At 63.5% G+C, this 16,712-nt stretch carries 11 protein-coding genes; 3 read left to right on the plus strand and 8 right to left on the minus strand.

Annotation, left to right across the window (positions count from 1 at the left end):
* Positions 1–96 precede the first annotated feature (96 nt).
* A complete protein-coding gene (locus MUN80_RS18300; RefSeq protein WP_244714995.1) occupies positions 97–2,382 on the minus strand; it encodes a DUF5682 family protein in 2,286 nt (761 codons plus the stop codon).
* A 412-nt stretch (positions 2,383–2,794) separates the two neighbouring features.
* Here MUN80_RS18300 and MUN80_RS18305 point away from each other — a divergent pair, with 412 nt between their 5' ends.
* From MUN80_RS18305 to MUN80_RS18315, 3 genes are all read left to right on the plus strand, one after another.
* On the plus strand, positions 2,795–5,104 hold the full coding sequence (locus tag MUN80_RS18305; protein WP_244714997.1) for a tetratricopeptide repeat-containing sensor histidine kinase: 2,310 nt from the start codon (positions 2,795–2,797) through the stop codon (positions 5,102–5,104).
* Between the two features lie 12 nt (positions 5,105–5,116).
* Entirely contained in the window at positions 5,117–5,935 is an 819-nt protein-coding gene (locus MUN80_RS18310) for a response regulator transcription factor (RefSeq protein WP_244714999.1), read from the plus strand.
* 572 nt (positions 5,936–6,507) lie between these two features.
* A complete protein-coding gene (locus MUN80_RS18315; protein WP_244715001.1) occupies positions 6,508–9,642 on the plus strand; it encodes a T9SS type A sorting domain-containing protein in 3,135 nt (1,044 codons plus the stop codon).
* A 146-nt stretch (positions 9,643–9,788) separates the two neighbouring features.
* Here MUN80_RS18315 and MUN80_RS18320 read toward each other — a convergent pair whose 3' ends face one another.
* From MUN80_RS18320 to MUN80_RS18350, 7 genes are all read right to left on the minus strand, one after another.
* The gene (locus MUN80_RS18320) at positions 9,789–10,433 is read right to left on the minus strand and encodes an SMI1/KNR4 family protein (protein ID WP_244715003.1); all 645 of its coding nucleotides are present in this window, start codon (positions 10,431–10,433) and stop codon (positions 9,789–9,791) included.
* Positions 10,434–10,463: 30 nt separating this feature from the next.
* Positions 10,464–11,006 (minus strand): prolyl hydroxylase family protein, encoded by a 543-nt coding sequence (locus MUN80_RS18325; RefSeq protein ID WP_244715005.1) that lies wholly within the window; start codon positions 11,004–11,006, stop codon positions 10,464–10,466.
* 95 nt (positions 11,007–11,101) lie between these two features.
* Entirely contained in the window at positions 11,102–11,677 is a 576-nt protein-coding gene (locus MUN80_RS18330) for an SMI1/KNR4 family protein (RefSeq protein WP_244715007.1), read from the minus strand.
* A gap of 34 nt (positions 11,678–11,711) precedes the next feature.
* Positions 11,712–12,251, minus strand: a complete 540-nt coding sequence (locus tag MUN80_RS18335; RefSeq protein ID WP_244715009.1) for a hypothetical protein — start codon at positions 12,249–12,251, stop codon at positions 11,712–11,714.
* An 8-nt stretch (positions 12,252–12,259) separates the two neighbouring features.
* Positions 12,260–13,357: an ATP-binding protein gene (locus tag MUN80_RS18340; RefSeq protein ID WP_244715011.1), complete on the minus strand. Its 1,098-nt coding sequence runs from the start codon at positions 13,355–13,357 to the stop codon at positions 12,260–12,262.
* 79 nt (positions 13,358–13,436) lie between these two features.
* Positions 13,437–15,020, minus strand: coding sequence for a DUF5691 domain-containing protein (locus MUN80_RS18345; protein WP_244715013.1), 1,584 nt, complete (start codon positions 15,018–15,020; stop codon positions 13,437–13,439).
* A 2-nt stretch (positions 15,021–15,022) separates the two neighbouring features.
* Positions 15,023–16,339 (minus strand): SWIM zinc finger family protein, encoded by a 1,317-nt coding sequence (locus tag MUN80_RS18350; RefSeq protein ID WP_244715016.1) that lies wholly within the window; start codon positions 16,337–16,339, stop codon positions 15,023–15,025.
* Positions 16,340–16,712: the final 373 nt, after the last annotated feature.

Consider the following 16,712-nt stretch of genomic DNA (forward strand, 5'->3'; position numbering starts at 1 on the left):
GAAGGTAGCCGATAAAAGCCTATTTGGTACCCGCCGCGGCCTTTTCTCACCAGCCCATCAGCTGCCCACTCGGGTGGGCTTGCCCGCTACTCCAGCTCAGGCTTCCAGGCCCAGCAGCTCCCGCAGCCCGGCCAGACTGTAAAGGCCCCGCTCCAGGTCGATATCGGCGGCCGGCGCGGCTTTGCGGCCCGCCGAGCCGCCGGCCAGGGCCAGCACCTGCTGGCGCTCGGGCTGGGTGAAATCGGCGAAGGAGCGGCGCAACAGCGGTACTACTTCCTGAAACACGGCTTCGTCGAGGTCCGAAAGCCAGACGTCGAGCAAGTCGAACAAAGGGCGGTGGTGAATCAGCAGCAGGCCGCTACCGCGCAAAAAACCTTCAATCCAAGCTGTGGCGTACTCGGTGGCCTGGGCCGGCGCCAACGCCAGACCCAGCGCCGTAGCGGTGTCTTCGGCGCCGAGCTGCTGCCCGTCGAAGAGCAAGCGGGTGGCGGCGCCGGCTAGCAAGCCGCTGCTGCCGGGTTGCCGACTGATGACGTGCAGGGCGGCGTACCAGTCGGCCTGCGCAGCGGGGTCGGGCAAGAGCCGCACGGCTTGGTGGGCGGCTTCCACTTGCTCCAACAGCTGGGCGGCGGCACCCGCGTCGAGGCCGGTGGTGGCCCGGGGCAGAGAAATGCACAGACGGGGCACCAGATGCTGCACCACCTGGGCCACCTGGGCGGTTTCGGTGCGCCGCACGTTGCCGTAGCGCAGCACATTGACTAGCGGCGGCAAAGCCGTGAGCAGGTGCACTACGTCGCGGGTGTCGGCGCTGAGCGTTTCGAGGCGGGCCACCAGAGCCGGCAAGGCCGGGCCAATATCGGCGCGCAGGGCTTCTTCCAGCAACTCCCCGATCTGGCCCAGATGACCGGCCTGGGCGGCCCGGTGCCGGGCCGCGCCGCTGGCGGCTTCCAAGACAGTATTGCCCCAGCGGCCCGCTTCGAGCAGCTGCAGCACCATTTCAGGCTTCCACTGCAGGTCCCACACCTCGTGAAAGGTGCCGCTTTTGCCGCTCACGCGCTGGGGCTTGCCCCAACGGATGCCCAGCAGCGCCAGACGGTGCAGGAGGTGGCTGCGGCCCAAATCCAGGTCTTTGCGCACATCCAGGGCCAGGGGCTTGCGGGCCGCCTCGGGCTTGAGGCGCCAGGTTTTCTGCTGTAAGGCCAGATCCTGCTGCAAGGGCGAGGCAGGCAGCTCCTCGGGCACCTCACCTAGCTTCTGCCCGATTACCAGCTGTTCGTGTACCAGACTCAGAGCTTCGGCGTAGCCGCCCCCAAAGATGCTCACGGCGGCTTCTTCCAGCTCCTCGATGCCGGGCAAAGCCAAGCCGCGCACGGCGGCCAGGGCCTCGGCCAGCCGCACGCCCTCAATGGCGTGGGCCGAGGAAGCATCCAGTTGCTGCTCGCGCAGCACGTGGGCTGCCCGCACCATCCAGTGCGTCACGACCCGGTCGTGGGGCTGGGTAAAGAGCAGTTCGTACCAGGCCGGCGAGAGTACCCCCGCCCCGTAGCCCGACTGCCAGGCCAGCCGCTCGTAGGTCCAGGGAACCCAAGTGGCCTGGGTGGGCACTTTTTTCAGGCCCTTAAGCCGGGCTTTGTCGGCTTTGGCGTAGTCGGGCAAGGTTTCGGCCCGGAGCACGGGCGCGTGCCAGGCTCCGCAGACCACGGCCACGCGCTGGTAGCCCTGCTTGCCCGTGGCGCGCAGGGTTTCGCGCATGTAGGCTTCGCGCAGCAGGGTTTCCTCCGACTCGGGTTGGGCCAGTTCCTCGCGCAGGGCCGTCATCATCTGCAGCACTACGTCAAACGCATCGGCGCGGCCAGCGCTGTGCTCGATGCGGGCTTCCCACCACCGCTCCCCGTCCAGGTAGCCGTCGAGGCGGGCCAGGTGGGCAATGGGGTCCAGGCGCAGCGGGGTATCTTCCAGGGACAACTCGGCGGTATTTTCGGCGGAATCTGCGGCTTCAGGTGCCGCATCCGGGGGGCTTTCGGTTTGCGGCGCCGGTTCGTGCTCAATGGCGGCGGGCAAGGCAAAGCGCAAGGCCATGGGCAGATCGAAGCAGCGCAGGTGAGCCGCGTGCTGCCGGCACCAGCGGACGGCCTGCCACTCGGGCGAAAACTCGGCAAAGGGCAGAAACGAGGCCTGCTGGTGCTGCTTGGGGTTGTAAACAAGCAGGGCTACCGGCGGAACCAAATCGGGCGTGGCAGCCAGGGCCAGCACCTTTTCCGCGTCGGCCGGGCATTCCAGGAGCACAATGTCGGGCTGGAACTCGTCCAGGGCCTTGAGCAAGCTGGCGGCACTGCCCGGGCCGTGGTGACGAATACCGAAAAGGCGGAGGTCGGAGGACATGCGAATGGAGCTGATGAGCCTGGCCGGCTATTTTTCGAAAACGTTAAAAGACCCGCCCAGCCGGCTGCGGCATGCTCAACGGGCAAAAAGCACCGCCAGGCCGGTAGCGGATAGAAACCGTGCCGAAGATACACGGCCAGCCGACGGGCACCGCATGACCGGGTAAGATTGCCGCGCTACGCGGGCCCGGCCAGGTCGCGCTGCCGGTAGTGCAGCTTTTTTTGCTGCGAAATTATACCGGCTGTTGCAGGGGTTTATGGCAAATAGTGTATATTCAGCTTCGCCCATAGTACCCTGCTCCCCTTGCCGGGGCGGATGTAGTCCCCCACGGCCTTGGTGCCGGGGCTGAGTTTATGCCCAAACAGAATGGCGGGGCCAGCTACCTGGCAGGCAGCCTTTTACCGGATTTCGTATGCACCGTGGCTATCTGGCAGCTTTTGTACTTTTTCTGCACCTAGGCAGTGGTTTGCACGCCGAGCCCATCTACCCAATCCTGCACCCGGCGGCCGTTGCCCGGCTGCGGGCCCTGGTGCGAAAAAGCCCCGCGGATACCCATCAGGTACAGCGCCTTCAGGGCCTGGGCGAGTACTATCTGCATCAGTATAACGGGCCGGGTGGCCCCGCGGATAAAGACAGCGCCTACGCCTGCAGCCGCCGGGCGGAGGCGCTGAGTACGACCCTGGGTTATAAGCCCGGGCAAATCCGCAGCCGCTATCTGCTGAGCTACCTGCTGTTCGACTCGGGCCAGCCCGCGGAAGCGCAGCGCCTGCTGTCGGCGGCCATCAATCTGAGCAGGCGCTGCGGCTACGGGCAGCTTGAGGCCGAGGGCTGGTACTATGCCGCGGAGGCCTACACCGGCCCCAACCACGATTTGGCGGGCCGAATCAGATGCTACCAGCGGGCCCGGCGGCTTTACCAGAAGCTGGGCAACCGGGAAAAGGACGCCTACTTGCTCAAAACCGTGGCCGACGTGCACTATACCCAGGGCAACTATGCGCTGGCCCTGCGCGAGCTGCTGCAGGTCCTGGCCACGTACCGCGCCATCGGGCATCCCCGCCTGCACTACACCTACGACTTACTGGCTTCGGTCAACTGCAGCATGGGCAACTACCGGGAAGCCATCCGCTACGGGCTAGCCACCGTGGAAGCGGCCCGGCGCAGCCACGACACGACGGACCTGCCCCTGTTTTATGCCCGGCTCGGCATTGCCAATCAGGAAATAAACCAGCTGCCGGAGGCAACTGCCTACTTTGAACAGGCCCTGCTTCATGCCCAACGGGAGAACAAGGTGGATCAGGTACTAAATGCGGCCCGGCACATTGTTTCTACGCGTCTAGCCCAGGGCCAGGCCCGGCAAGCCCTGGCGTTTTACTCGGACGTGCTGCGCCAGTACCCGCCGGCTACGGCCCGGGTCGAGTTGGATGCCGCCCTTGCCCTGGCCGAGTGCTACATGGCCCTCAGGCGCTACGACCTAGCCGAGCGGCAGTACCTGAAGATATTGGCCCTGGAAGCAGAAATGGGGGAAAGCTACCGGAACCGGTTTATGGCCTACCAGAAAATCGGGAACTACTACATGACGGTGCAGCAGTACCACAAAGCCCGGCACTACCTCAATCAGGCCTTGGCCCTGAACAAGCAGGGCGGCTCGTTGCGCCGCAACGGGAACCTGCATCTGCTGCTATTCAAAGTCGACTCGGCCCAGCACCGCTACCGGCAGGCCCTGGCCCACTACCAGCGCTACAAGGCCCTGCACGACTCGGTTTTCAACGAGAAGAAAAGCCTGCAGATTGCCAGTTTGCAGATTCAGTACGCCACGAAGGAAAAGGAGCAGAACATTGCCCTGCTCACCAAGCAAAACCGCGTGCAGCAGGTCAGCATTCAGCAGAAGGAGTTTCAGCGCAACGCGACGCTGGGCGGCACTTTGCTGCTGCTGCTGCTCAGCGGGACCGTGTATAACCGCTACCGGCTCAAGCAGCGCAGCAACCGGCTGCTGGAAGCCAAGCAAACCGAAATCAACGGCAAAAACGCGTTTCTCGAGCAGGTCCTGCGCGACAAGGAAGGCCTGCTGCGCGACAAAGACACGCTGCTGGAAGAAAAGGAATGGATGCTGAAGGAAATTCACCACCGGGTCAAAAATAACCTGCAGATTATCAGCAGCCTGCTTTCCTCTCAGGCCGTGTACCTGCAGGACCCGGCCGCGCTGACGGCCGTGCGCGAAAGCCAGAACCGGGTGCACACCATGGGCCTGATTCACCAGAACCTGTACCAGTCGGCCGGGCCCTCGCTGGTGGCCATGCAGGCCTACATTCCGGAGCTGGCCCGCCACCTGGTGCATTCCTTCAACCGCCAGGATTCGGTGCGCCTGGAACTGAACGTGGCGCCCCTGAGCCTGGATGCCTCCCTGGCCGTGCCCGTGGGGCTCATCCTCAATGAGGCGCTGACCAATGCCCTTAAATACGCCTACCCGGCCGGGCAGCCCGGCCCGGTGGCGGTCAGCCTGCAGCTGCACGAGGGGCAATGCAGGCTGACCATTCAAGACACCGGCATCGGTCTGCCCGCCGGCTTTGACCTGCACAAGAGCTCTACCCTGGGCCTGCACATGATTCGGGGGCTGAGCCGGCAAATCGGCGGGCGGCTGCAGATTCAGCACACCGGCGGCGTGCAGATCAGCCTGCAGTTTACGCCCGTCAAACACCCCAAACCTTCCCTGGCGCTTACCTGACCCCTATCGGCCATGCTTTCCCCCGTAGTACCGACAACTGCCAGCGTGCTGGTCGTAGAAGATGAGTTTCTGGTAGCCCACGAGCTGCAGATGATTCTGGAGCAGGCCCGGTACCGCGTCTGTGGGCAGGCGTTTTCCGTGGCCGAGGCCCGGGAGCTGCTGCAGCACGAAAGGCCCGACATCGTGCTGCTCGACATCTACCTGCAGGGCGAGCAAACCGGCCTGGACCTGGCCCGGCACCTGGACGAACACAACATTCCCTTTGTTTTCATTTCCGCCTTTGCCAATGCCTCCCTTATTGAGGAAGCCAAGGCCACCCGGCCCCAGGGCTACCTGGTCAAGCCATTTCGACCGCAGGATGTGCTGGTGACGCTCGAAATTGCCTACCACCGCTTTCTGACGACGCCACCGGTGACGCCTGCAGCCGGGCCGGCCGCCGCCCCCGAAGCCGGCAGCCCGCCCCGCGGCGAAACCCTGCACGGCGACAGTTCCGCGGCAGCCCGGCTGGCGGCCCTGTTTCTGGAGTTGCTGGCCAGCCAGTTTCCCGTCGACACGTCCCTGTACTCGCTGAAGCTGAAAACGCCCAGCGACTATGCCCAGGAGCTCTCCGTGCACGTAAATCACCTGAACCGGGCGGTGCGTACGGCCACGGGCAAAACCACGAGCCAGCACATTACCGAAAAGCTGATCAGCGAGGCTATTCTGCTCTTGAGCAATACCCGCCACAACGTGGCCGAAATTGCTTATTGCCTCGGCTTTCAGTACCCAACGTATTTCAACACGTTTTTCAAAAAGCAGACCGGCGTTAACCCGCTGGCCTACCGCAGCTAAGGAGCTGCTCGGGCCACCGGCCAACGGCGCTGGTCCTGCTTTTGTACTAATCCTTGTTAGTTAAACAACAGCTGGTTTGATTATTATAAGCATCTGTTTGTTTGTTGTTATGCAGGCGGCGGTTTTCCCCGCCAATTTTGGGCTATTACAAATGCTCAGCTACTTGGCCAGTTGCCAGTAGCTACCGACTCCGGGCAGCAACTGCGGCCGAAGTCGGTCCCGGGCCACCCCGGCTGGCAATTCTCCCTGCTCTGCGTCCTGCTCCTCCTGGCCCTATTCCCCACCGCCAGGTCGCTCTCATTTCCTGATAACCCAAGCTACCTGCCGCACTTGGCAGGCCTGCTAGCCGTACCCGCGCCGCACCGGTTCCGGCGAAAGGCCTTGTTGTAACTGCCCCCAACGGTTGAGCAAGGCAGCCCGAGTGCCGGCCAGAGAAGCGCAGTCAGGCCGGCTTTAATGCCCCGTTTGGCAGCTCAGGCAACCTGGCTCTAGCTGCTACCAGCCTCTTTTTTGCTTTGCCGATTCACTCAATCCTTCTTTTAACTGATTCATCCACAGCCTTTCCCGTACGCATGAGCACAACAATCTACGCAACTACCTCCAGGCTTTTCGGTAAGGTCCGGGCCCGGCTGGCGGCGCTGGCTACCGTCCTGCTGCTGGCTCCGGCAGCCTGGGCCCAGGCCCCCGCCAACGACGACTGCGCGGGCGCCATTGCCCTGCCAATTACGGCCACCTGCACGCCCACGACGACGACCAACCTGGGGGCCACAGCCAGCACCGGGGCACCTACTTCGCCGTGCGGGGGCACCGTTACCAACGACGTGTGGTACAGCATCGTGGTACCGGCCAGCGGCGGGGTTATCGTCACGACCAGCCAGGTCAGCGGCAGTCCCTTCGTCGATTCTATTCTGGAGCTCTACGCGGGCAGCTGCGGCAGCCTCACACCCCTGGCCTGCAGCGACGATGCCGGCCCCGACGGCTTTTCCAGCACGACCGTTGCCAACCTGCCCGTGGGCAGCACCATCTACGCGCGGGTGTTCAGCTTCGCCGGTAGTCCGGCGGGCAGCTTCGGACTCTGCGCCGTGGCCCGGCCCGCAGTTCCGGCCAACGACAACTGCAGCGGTGCCATTGCCCTTACCCCCAGCGCCACCTGCACGCCTACTACGGTCAGCAACGTGGGCGCTACGACCAGCACGGGCGTACCCACTTCGTCGTGTGCCAGTACGGTCCTCAACGACATCTGGTACAGCATCGTGGTGCCCACCGGCGGCGGCCTGACCGTGACAACCAGCTCGGTAAGCGGCAGCCCATTCAGCGACTCTATCATTGAGCTCTACAGTGGGGCCTGCGGCAGCCTCACTCCCGTGGCCTGCAACGACGACGCGGTGGGCGGCTCCGACCGGTTTTCCAGCGTCACGGCCCGGGGCCTCACGGCGGGCAGCACCGTGTATGCGCGGGTGTTCGGCTACAGCAGCACGCCCACAGGGCAGTTTGGCATCTGCGTAACGGTACCCGTGCCGCCGCCCGCCAACGACGACCCAGCCGGCGCCATTGCGCTGTCCCTGGCTGCTACCTGCACGCCTACCACCGGCACCAACGCCAACACGGCCACCACCCGGCCCAACGGCTATACCAACGGCGTAAACCCGAACACGGCCTGCGGCATTGCTACGGCACCCCGGGACGTGTGGTACACCTTCACGACGGCCGCCAGCGGCACCGGCAGCACGGCCGCTACCATCCGGGTGACGGGCAATGCCGCCGGTTACATCCGCGTGTTTTCCAGCGCCGCCGGGGCGGCCGGTCCATTTACGGAAATAAGCTGCGCCTCGGGCGGGGCCAGCAACACGGTTTCGGTTCCTCTGAACCTGACTGGTCTTACGCCCGGCACTACGTACTACGTGTCGGTGGCTGGTTACGACTCGAGCGACGAGGTTGGCCCGTTCACGATTTGCGTAACGAGCACGCCTGTCATTCTCTGCATTGCCCCAACGGCCGTGTCGGTAGGCAGTATCACGGCTACGTCGGCTAGCCTGAACTTTGCCGCCGGGGCCGGCAACACGAGCTACCGGGTTACTTATTACCCGGCCATGAACAGCACGAATATCACCACCCTGACGCCCACCACCTCGCCGGTGCCGCTGGTCAACCTGCTGCCCAGCACCGAGTACCTCGTGACCCTGCAGCCCCTGTGCTCGGCCGGCGGCACTACCCCGCTTATCACGCAGACGTTTACTACCGCACCCACCAACGACGAGTGCGCCACGGCCGTGACGCTGACCCCAGGCGCAACCTGCACGCCTACCGATGGCAAAGTATTGGGTGCCACGCAAAGTCTGGCGCCTACGACCTGCAACAGCACGCTTACCGTTACTGCCCCCGACGTGTGGTATAGCTTCACCGCTACTGCCACGGCGCACATCATCACGACCTCCGGTGACTTCGACGGCGTCCTGGAAGTACTCAGCGGCACTTGCGGCTCGCTTACCAGCGTAGATTGCTCGGATGCTTCCGCCGACAATACCGAGAGCCTGAAGCTGCTTTCGCTCACGCCGGGCACTACGTATAAAGTACGCTACTACCCCTATTATGACGGCGATGTGGTGGATGGGAACTTCAGCATCTGCGTGACGACCTTGCCCGCTAACGACGCGGCCGTGCAGGCAATCTACTCGCTGGGCACTATCGCCGGCACCTATAGCTCCCCGGTTACGGTGCGGGCCGTGGTGCGCAATAACGGCGGAGCAGCCCTTACCAACGTGCCGGTCACGCTGACCGTCAGCGGGGCGACTACCTACACCGATACCAAGTCCATTCCAACCCTGGCCGTTGGCGACTACGCCACGGTTACCTTCACGTCCTATCCCGTGACGGCTACTTCCGGCACCAACCAGCTTACGGTGACGGTACCCGCCGATGGACTGGCAACCAACAATTCCCGGACCATGGCGCAAGTGGTTTCGGCCGCTACGCTGAGCTACAACGTAGGCAACACCTTTGCGGACGGAGCCGGCGTTACGGCGGCCAACACGACCATTGCCGTGCGCCACGAAGCCAGTAAGCCCGCTACCATCCGCAGTATCACCACTCATTTCTTTGGCGGCGGCGGCGGCAACTACCAGCTGCTGGTCTTCCTGGCCGACGCGCCGGGGGGTATGCCCGGCACGGTAATTTACGCTACGCCCGCCCGGCCCCGGCCCATCAGTGGGGGCGCTGATGTTGTTGCCATTCCGGAAATACCCGTGGAGGGCACCTTCTTCGTGGGCTTGAGTAACACGACGACCAACAACCTGATGATCGGCTACCAGCGGGAAACGCCCCTGCGTAGCGGCACCTTCCTGTACCGCCTGTCCGGGGCCGGCTCCTGGACCGATATCAGCGCGACGTCGGACACGCGCCTGGCCGTTGACGTTACGCTGGGCACCGTTCTGGCCAGCAAAGACGCCATTGGTGCTGGCACGCTGAACGTGTATCCCAACCCCGCGCACCGGAGCTTCACCCTGACCCTGCCCGCCATTGCCGGCCAGCGCACGGCCGCACTTACCCTGCTCAATACGCTGGGCCAGCAGGTGCTCACCCGCACCCTGCCCCTGACGGCCGCGGGCACCGAAGCCCAGGTAGACGTGAGCAACCTGGCGCCTGGTCTTTATACGCTGCAAATTAAAACCAACCAGGAAGTAGCCACCAAAAAAGTGGTTCTGGAGTAGTTGCAGCGTTATTCCAACTGTGAAAAATTCCGGCTTCCTTTTCCTGGAGGCCGGGATTTTTGGCAGTAGTAGGTTTCTAGTAGCGGCCAGTAGTGTAGGCTATTTTCAGATTTGGAGAAATAGACTACAAACTGTCTTTCGGCCATTTAATAAGCGGCAGGCGGCAACACTTTCTGCCAGCGAGCGGCGCGATACCAATTCACCAGGTCAATGCTTTCGGCGGCGTCTAGGTACTCGTTGCCGTCGTCGAGAGCCTCGGGCTCCAGCTGGTAACGGCCCTGCTCCAGGTCATCGGCAAACTCGCCAAGCAGAGCTTCCACGGACTCGGCGACGCGAAAGGCAGCTTCGTTTTCCTCATCCACGAAAATCACCTGCCCGTAGCGGCCCGCCACGGCCGGGTCCAGGTCCACGTAAAGCCAGCAGTGGGAGCAGTCGAAACCGAGTTGCAGCCAGGCGGGGTTGAACAGATTCTCAGCCCTGACCGCAGCCTGGGCATGAACCAGCGGCACGGGTTCGGATGCTTGCCGCTCCTGCTGGGTGGCTAGCACCTGGGCCAGGGGCGTAAAGCTCAGGCCGTAGAACAGGTTGCCAAAGTTGTCGGCATCTTCATCCAGGCCGTTGCGCCAGCGGTACAGGTCCTGGTAATCAGCGGGCAGCGGCTGGCCCAGGGCCTGCGCCAGCTCGGCCAGCTCGGGCTCGGTAGCGCCCGACTGCAGGGACTCGTGCAAAATGCGCGGGGCGTGAACCTCCAGCCAGTTCTCTACGCGGCGAAAAGCGTCTTCTAGGCTCATAGGGTACAGGTTTGGGGGAAAAGCTCGGGTTCAGCTGCGGTACAGAATATCGGTGCGTAGCACGTACTTGCGGCCCTGGGTCACGGGGCAGCCCTTGTGGCGCAGCTCGTGACGAAAGCACAGGGCAGAGCCCCGCCGGGGCGCTACGGTCAGAGTATCAAACTCGGTAGCTCCGCCCTCGAAATCGTCGTTCAAGTACAGCAGAAACGTCCACCGGCTGGCTACTTGCTCCCTGAGTTGGATGCTGCCGTCCCGGTGCCGGTTGAACCGCTCCCCCACGTCGTAGCGGTAAAACCGGAACTGGTCGTACAGGCCGACCGGTGTGGCCCCGTCGGCTTCGGCGGGCAGCTCGGCCGGCAGGCGCTGCCAGAAGGTATTGGCCAGTTGGGTGTCGCTGTATTCGAGCCGGTAATTATTACGGATGGATTTAATCACCTGCGCCCCGGTAGCCAGGCCCACCCCGGCTTCGACAAAGCCGTGTTGCTCACTGCGCGCAATAAGCGCCGCGCACTCGGCTGGCGAGAGAAAGTCGGGAATTTCCAGGATGGAATCGGTCAGAAAGTGTAGCGGCATACGGCCAGGATCAGGATAAATAAGTAAAACAAAAACCGGCCGGCAACAGCCCTTCCGCAGCCAGCTCCGGCGACTCGCCGAAATAGCCGGGGCAGTTAGTCGCCGGCCTCAAAATCCTTCGGAAAGTTGGCTGGGTGCTCCAGCTCTATTTCCTCCATGTGCTCATCCGTCAGCTCCTGCCCGCCTTCCCCGGCCGTTTCGTAGACCTGCACCACGGCTTGGAGCCAGGTCGTCAGGTCAGGAAACAGCACGGAGCGGGCTTCCCAGTCGTGCCAGTGCTCCATGATCTGCCCGGCGTGGCCGGTGAAGGTGCCGGCCAAATCCACGCAGACATGGTCGCCGCCGCCGTTTTCCAGGAAGGGCACCCAGCCGGGCTGCCACCAGTTGGGCACAAAATCCCCGGCCTCCAGCAGTTCCAGGTTTACCCGCATGGTTTCGGCGGCACTGCCCAAGGATTGCAGGCAGTTGTTCTGCACAAAGCTTTCGAAGCCCTGCTGCCCATTGTGCCAGCCAAACCACCAGCGCAGCTCGGCCGGCAAGGTCAATTCAAACTCAGCCTCAAACGCGGCCAGCTCGGCCGCCGTAGCGGGTGGGTTGAGCGTGGCGTAATATGCCGGGCGGCGCTGCTGGAGCAGGGCGTCGAGGCGGGCAAGCAATGCGGGGAAGGTCATCGAAAAAATGTTACGGCCCGCTAGGCCGGTATAATCAAGGGATAAGACGAAGAACGTGCCCATCCCAAATGCCAATGGCACTGCTTTGGGCCAGAAATACCAATTTATTGTCGGCTGTGAAGCCCATTTCACTTCCTCTGCTGGGGTAATTCTGCCCTGAAAACCCATCCGGAGCGCACACCAGTTGCCAGGCCCCGGCCTTGGCAAGATCGGTGGCGGACTTGGCCCGGAATATTCCGTGGTCGGAATAATAGTACAGCCGCTGCTCGGCGCTGCTGTAGGCTATTGCCCGGATGTCTTCGCCACGGGGCGTATTGTCGTAGCCTATGGTCCGGTAGTTTTCTTGATAATTACTGTGAAACACGTGCCTGGCCTGAAAGTCTTCGAAACGAGTGATGCAGCTACTCAAACTCAGGGTGCCCATTATGCCCAGGGCCCAGATCGTGCTGTCCAGCACCACCATATCTTTGTAGCCCCCATAAGACGGTGGGGGCCGCCGCGGCGGTTTCTTGCGCGCCTGACCCAGCGCGCTTAGGTGTAACAGCAGCAGCCCGAATAACAGGTAGTACCTCATTCGACAGACTACTCCACTACCTCCCGGCAGGCCCGGTACAAGTCCTTCCACCCTTCCCGCTCTTTCACCACGGTTTCCAGGTATTCGAGCCACACCACGCGGTCCTGCACCGGGTCCTTGACCACGGCTCCGGTGAGGCCGGCGGCCAGGTCGGCGGCCTGTAGGGTACCGTCGCCGAAATAGGCAGCAAGGGCCAGGCCACTGTTGAGCACCGAAATGGCCTCGCCGGTGCTGAGCGTGCCGCTGGGGCTTTTGAGCTTGGTTTTGCCGTTTTCCGTCACGCCCCCGCGCAGCTCCCGGAAGATGGTCACCAGGCGGCTGATCTGCTCTAAGCCGGCCGTGGTGGGCGGCAGCTGCAGGGCCCGCCCGGTTTTCTCGACCCGGCTCTGCACAATCTGCACTTCCTCAGCTACCGACGTCGGCAAGGGCAGCACGACCGTGTTGAAGCGGCGGCGCAGGGCGCTGCTGAGCTCGTTTACCCCTTTGTCCCGGTCGTTGGCGGTGGCAATAACGTTGAAGCCGCGCGTGGCCTGCACTTCGGTAGCCAGCTCGGGCACCGGAAGCACTTTCTCCGACAGCACCGTGATGAGCGTATCCTGCACATCGGCCGGAATGCGGGTCAGCTCCTCAATGCGCACCAGGCTGCCTTCCTGCATGCCCTTGAGCAGCGGCGAGGGCACCAGGGCCCCAGCTGAGGGACCTTCGGCAATCAGGCGGGCGTAGTTCCAGGAGTAGCGGATGGCGTCTTCCGAGGTGCCGGCCGTGCCCTGAATCAGCAGGTTGGAGTGGCCGCTGATGGCGGCCGTCAGGTGCTCACTCACCCAGCTTTTGGCCGTTCCCGGCACGCCCAGCAACAGCAGCGCCCGGTCGGTGGCCAGGGTAGCCACGGCAATTTCCATCAGTCGCCGCTGCCCAATGTACTTGGGCTCAATCTCAAAGCCGTTGTCGAGTGTGCCGCCCAGCAGGTAGGTTACCACGGCCCAGGGCGAGAGGTGCCAATTGGGCGGTTTAGGCCGGTCGTCGGCCGCTACCAGGGCGGCTAGCTCTTCGGCGTATTGCACCTCGGCGTGGGGGCGCAGAATATTATCAGCAGTGGGCAGGGCCATAAAGCAGGAAAAGAAATAGTTTTTAAAGGGTGCCCGCCTTGCCAATGCAGAGCAGCAGGCGGCAGAAAGGTACGCAAGGTCAGGAATCGGGGTCGGCAGGCTCGGTCAGGGCTTGCGCCAGGCGGCGGCGAAAATCCAGGGTTTCGAGCAGCTGGTTGTAAGCTAAGTAATTAGCGTAATCCAGGGCCTGCAACTCTTCCATTGCGCCGGCGCAAAATTCATACTGCTCGGGCGGCACAGCCTGTTCCATGTGGCGCAGCAGTTGCTGCATTCGGGTCTGCATCGTGTGGTTCCACGAGGCGCCCGCAGCCCGCAGCGTAGTGGCCAAAGTGGCAAAAGCCCGGTGCGTCAGGGCCACGGACCAGGGACCGGGCAGGCTTAGCAGCCAGGTTTCCCAGCGGGCCGCGGGCTGACGCAGCAAGGGGTCGGTTGGCATGACAGAGAGCAGCAGCTCCTGCACGGGCCCGGTGGCCCCCAGCAGGTCCACAGCCTGCCCAGCCGACAGCAGCGGCAGCTTGTCATTGCTGAACTGCGCCTGGGCGTAGGCCAATGCCCAGTCGGCGGCCTGATGCAGTAGCAAGGCTTCGTACCAGGCCCGCAGCAGCACCGCAGCCCAGTCGGAGCCGGCCGCTAGCGCCAGAATTTCCGCCGGGCTCAGCCGCCAGTGTTTGGTCCAGCGAGCCGGAGGAATCAAGCTGAGCATTTGCCCCAGCCATGCCCCTTTCTCGCCCGCAAAGCGGCTATCCTTTTGCTCGACGCCATCCGCCAGCCAGGATTTATCCCAGTCAGCGGGCAAGGTGACCACCAGCCTTTTGCTACCAGCTTTTCCGTCCAGGCGCAGCAGCGCCTCCGCTCGGGCCCAGAGGCGCTCCACCAAGGGGCTGTCCGGCATTTTAGCCAGCAAAGGCAGCACAGTCTGCCGTACTTCCTTGCTTTTTGAAGCTAGGTACTGTTCCAGCAGTGCACCATCAGCCGAACTTAGATTTAGGGTTAGCGCTGCCAGCAGCTGCGCCTGGTTCTTGGCTGGTTCCTGGGGTAGCGCCGCCGTCAGCAGTTCCCGGGCCCGGGCGGGTTGCCGGCGCCGGAGCGCGCTCACCATTTGGTGACGCTGCCGCACGGTGCCTGTTTCCCACTCTGCCTCCTCAAATTCACCCGTTTCAGCCGCCGCCGACAGTAGGCTCCAGGCTGGATTAAGGCCAGCCAGCCACCGGCCCCGCTCCCCGATTACCGGGTTTAGCAGCGGCCCCAATTGGGCTTGGGTGCGGGCTAGTTCCAGCAGTGGCACTAGCAGCCGATGCGGCACACGACGGTCATGGCGGGCCATTTGCTGCAGATAGTTGGGCAATAAGTGGCTGAACCGGGCCTCAAGCAGAAGCTCCAGGTGCTCCTGGGCCTGGCCTCCCAACGCGGGCAGAAGCTCGGCCGGGGCGGGCTCTCCCTGGACCAGGCGTTCCGTTGGCACGGGCAGCGGCCGGCCCGCTTTGCGCACCAGGGCCAGGGCCGCGGCCGTTAGCAGCACCAGTTTTTCGGGGTGGTCCGTTGTATCTTCGGGGGCGGCCGGAGGCGTAAAGCCCGGTATTTGCGGCACAGCCTCAGTGGTTTGACCCGTGCCGAGCAGCGCAATGCGCATCAGCTGGCTCCAGGCTTGGGAAGCGTCGGTCATGGTCAGGACGTTGGGGGGCCGGGAAAGTAGCTTAACACGCGGAAGTCCTGGCCGTTCCACTCCCCAAAGAAGCTCATAGGCCTGCCGCCACCCGCCGCCAGCAACTGCCAGCCATCGGCTCCCAGCAGGGCCAGCTGTTGGCGCGTCGGAGAGTGTTCCAGCGCCCAGGTTTCGTCGGCGAGGCGCACGGGCAGCAGGTCGCGCAGCACCGCGGGCCACTCCCGCACCCACGGGTTCTGGCGGAGCACGGCGGCATACTGGGCCAGCAGCTGGTTGGGCGTCAGGGCGGCATCGGCCGGCGCGGCGCGTGGTCCGGCGCCGGCGTACACCAGCGGGCCGCCCACCGCCCGCAACGGCTGCAGCCCCGGGTAAAACGTCAGGGAGCCTTCGTACCGGCCATTGGGCACCAGCGTGGTAGCAAAAGGCTGTTCACCAAAGGCATATTCCAGCAGCAGGGCATAGCGCCGGGTCTGGACGCCCCACAGCCAGGTGCGGCGGGCCGTGAGACGCTCTTCCTGCCAGCGGTACTGGCCCACCACGAGCCAGGTATCCGCCACGGCGGGCTGCTGGGCCAGTATTTCATCTTTTTTAAGCGTAACCCCCAGCAGCTGCAGTACTTCCTGCTGCGCCGTAGCCGGCAGCTGGGCCAGCCGCTGGAAGGCCTGCAGCAGCCCATATAGCTCCCCCAGCCGGGCCAGCATGGTTTCGGGCCAGGTCAGGCCGGTAAAGCGCAGGGCCGCCAAGCCCCGCACCACGGCGGCCAGGCCCGGCAGTTGCGCATCGACCAGGCGGGCCGCCTGCTGCTCCCAGAAGCTGTCGGGGGCGCGGTCTACCCGGGCCAGGCCATTACGAACCACGTCTATGAGCCACACTTCCAGCTCCTGCACCCCGCGCTGCATTCGCTCCAGCCGCTGACTTTCGCGTTTTTGCCGGGCCGTGTCATCGGGCTCCACCGTGGGCGGCGCGCTTTCCTCGCGGGGCTGGGGCCGCCGGGTTTGCCGCTTACTCAGCCACTCGGTCAGCCATTCGGGCTCGGCCAGCGGACCAAACAGCTGCGGGGAGCGGACTACCAGTAGCAGCAGGCCCACGCCGTGCTTGCAGGGGAACACCCGACTCGGACAGGAGCACTTAAAGGCCGGCTCACTCAGGTCGATGGCGGTTTGGTAGGGCCGGGCGCCGCTGCCCGCGCACTCCCCCCAAACTGCTGTGGGAGTTTGCCCCAGGTTTTGCCACGGAGCCGGGCGGGCCAGCTCCAATCCCCGTTTCAACGTTCCGGCATCGGGTACCAAGGCCCGAACCTGCTCTTCCGTCCAAACCACGTATTGCTTGCGTATTTATTTCACGGTAAAACTACCCTGCAGCGGCAAAGTAGCAGTTCGTCGGCAAACTACCGCACCGCTGCTGGCCCCTGACCATGAAGCACGGCGGGGTGCCCTTACAGCGCAAATTAATCCCTACCCCGCATGGGTAATTCCGCTCGCCAATTGCGCAACTTAATTGGTGCTCTACCCTACCTGATTTAGAATTCATTCCCCGGAATTAGAGCATACCGTCACAAGTTGCTCGTCGAAATATATCTGCCTATGCATTCAGAAGTCAGGCCTGACTTCCGCCGAACAGAACGCTGTCGTCGGTTTGGTTATTCGGTAAGTGTGAAAATGGGGAGCTACCTGTTCCATAAAAAAAGGGCCC

It is taken from the genome of Hymenobacter cellulosivorans, from assembly GCF_022919135.1.
Taxonomy (GTDB): Bacteria; Bacteroidota; Bacteroidia; order Cytophagales; family Hymenobacteraceae; genus Hymenobacter; species Hymenobacter cellulosivorans.

Coding starts and splice junctions, on each gene's coding strand:
- MUN80_RS18325 (WP_244715005.1), bottom strand. CDS start 11,006: ATGCCGCTACACTTTCTGACCGATTCCATCCTGGAAATTCCCGACTTT.
- MUN80_RS18340 (WP_244715011.1), bottom strand. CDS start 13,357: ATGGCCCTGCCCACTGCTGATAATATTCTGCGCCCCCACGCCGAGGTG.
- MUN80_RS18330 (WP_244715007.1), bottom strand. CDS start 11,677: ATGACCTTCCCCGCATTGCTTGCCCGCCTCGACGCCCTGCTCCAGCAG.
- MUN80_RS18310 (WP_244714999.1), top strand. CDS start 5,117: ATGCTTTCCCCCGTAGTACCGACAACTGCCAGCGTGCTGGTCGTAGAA.
- MUN80_RS18320 (WP_244715003.1), bottom strand. CDS start 10,433: ATGAGCCTAGAAGACGCTTTTCGCCGCGTAGAGAACTGGCTGGAGGTT.
- MUN80_RS18345 (WP_244715013.1), bottom strand. CDS start 15,020: ATGACCGACGCTTCCCAAGCCTGGAGCCAGCTGATGCGCATTGCGCTG.
- MUN80_RS18335 (WP_244715009.1), bottom strand. CDS start 12,251: ATGAGGTACTACCTGTTATTCGGGCTGCTGCTGTTACACCTAAGCGCG.
- MUN80_RS18305 (WP_244714997.1), top strand. CDS start 2,795: ATGCACCGTGGCTATCTGGCAGCTTTTGTACTTTTTCTGCACCTAGGC.
- MUN80_RS18300 (WP_244714995.1), bottom strand. CDS start 2,382: ATGTCCTCCGACCTCCGCCTTTTCGGTATTCGTCACCACGGCCCGGGC.
- MUN80_RS18315 (WP_244715001.1), top strand. CDS start 6,508: ATGAGCACAACAATCTACGCAACTACCTCCAGGCTTTTCGGTAAGGTC.